The sequence below is a fragment of the Roseburia sp. MSJ-14 genome (genome assembly GCF_018918225.1).
Taxonomy (GTDB): domain Bacteria; phylum Bacillota; class Clostridia; order Lachnospirales; family Lachnospiraceae; genus Petralouisia.
This window is the reverse complement of the sequence record NZ_JAHLQD010000048.1, coordinates 1-1,589: the sequence shown is the minus strand read 5'-3', so window position 1 is coordinate 1,589 and position 1,589 is coordinate 1. Positions and strand designations below refer to the sequence as shown.

General features: G+C 40.9%; 2 protein-coding genes. Both read left to right on the top strand.

Annotated elements, in window-relative coordinates; genetic code table 11:
* Positions 1-107 precede the first annotated feature (107 nt).
* Complete coding sequence (locus KQI83_RS16845; protein ID WP_253295632.1) at positions 108-959, top strand: transposase; 852 nt, start codon at positions 108-110, stop codon at positions 957-959.
* 194 nt (positions 960-1,153) lie between these two features.
* Entirely contained in the window at positions 1,154-1,576 is a 423-nt protein-coding gene (locus KQI83_RS16840) for a transposase (protein ID WP_330622427.1), read from the top strand.
* Positions 1,577-1,589 lie beyond the last annotated feature (13 nt).

Here is a 1,589-nt window from a genome sequence, read left to right as displayed (position 1 = left end):
TATTTTCTGCTCAAAGATGGTATAATAAAGTGCACGGTTTTAACAGAACTTAAATCTTTTTTCGTGCAGTTTTCAATAGAAAAATACCATTTACGGAGCGGAAAATAATGTACAAATATACTGATAATACACAAAGCAACTTCTTGGATTTCAATCAGCCAATAGGACTTCACATGAACCCTGAAAACAGATGGGTAAAAATGGCAGATGCTATTCCATGGGAAGTCTTTGAAAAGAAATATTCCCGCCTGTTCAAAGGAAAGAATGGCCGGGTAGCCAAGCCATTACGTCTTGCTCTTGGCTCATTGATCATCCAAACGAAATATCAGTATTCTGACAGAGAACTCGTTGAACAACTGACAGAAAATCCGTATTACCAGTATTTCATTGGGCTTCCAGGTTATCAGGAACAACCGCCAATTGATGCAAGTACCTTAGTCCTGTTCCGTAAACGTCTGAAAATGGATGTTATCATGGAAGCGAATGAATATATGCTGGATGCAGTCAAAGAAAAGGAATCCAGTGACAAAAAGGATGATGATTATAACAATCCACCTTCAGGAGGAGAAGGTAATGGGCAGGATACAAAGCAGGAACAGTTCCCTGAAAATAAAGGAACCCTGATGCTTGATGCCACCTGTGCTCCATCTAATATCCGATATCCACAGGATTTTTCCCTGCTGAATGAAGCAAGGGAAAAACTGGAAACGATTATCATATGCTTCTGCAAAACATATGGATTTTCCAGACCCCGCATGTACCGCAGGATAGCAAGAAAAAATTATCTTGCACTTGCAAAAGCAAAAAAGCGCAGCACTAAGAAGATCAGAGCAACGATTCGTAAACAGTTGGCATTCATCAGACGAGATATCGGATACCTCGAAAATTTCATGCAGGACGGTTATGCACCGACAGCGAAAGAGAGCACTCTTCTGCTGACAATCTATAAAACTGTATGAGCAACAGCAATACATGTACCAGAACAAGATTTATAGCGTAGACAACTGCATTGTCAGCATTGCACAGCCATGGATTAGACCAATCGTAAGAGGAAAAACAAAGTCACCGGTAGACGAAGTTTGATCTGAGCATTGATGATAATGGTCTTGGCAGAATAGAAAAGATATCCTATGATGCCTACAATGAAAGTACCGTGTTGAAGGAAGCAGCAGAGCGTTTCAGGGAACGGACCGGTTACTATCCGGAACGTATATTAGCAGACCAGATCTATCGTACCAGAGAAAACAGAAAATACTGCAAGATGCATGGAATACGATTATCCGGTCCAAAGCTTGGGAGACCAAGTCTTGAAAAACAGCCAGCGAAAGAGAAAAAACAGGAATATCAGGATAACACGGATCGAATAGAGGTGGAAAGAGCCCTCAGCTTAAGCAAGCGCTGCTATGGAATGGGCTTGATCAGAACCAAACTTTATGACACAACCCTAACTTCAATCGCGTTATCCGTATTTGTGACGAATCTGTTCAAGATACAGTCACGGATACTTTTTACATTTTTATGGCTGCTGGAACTATTAACACATCAATCTGCTGATTTTGAGCTGGAAGCAGTTTAATCAGCAGACACTA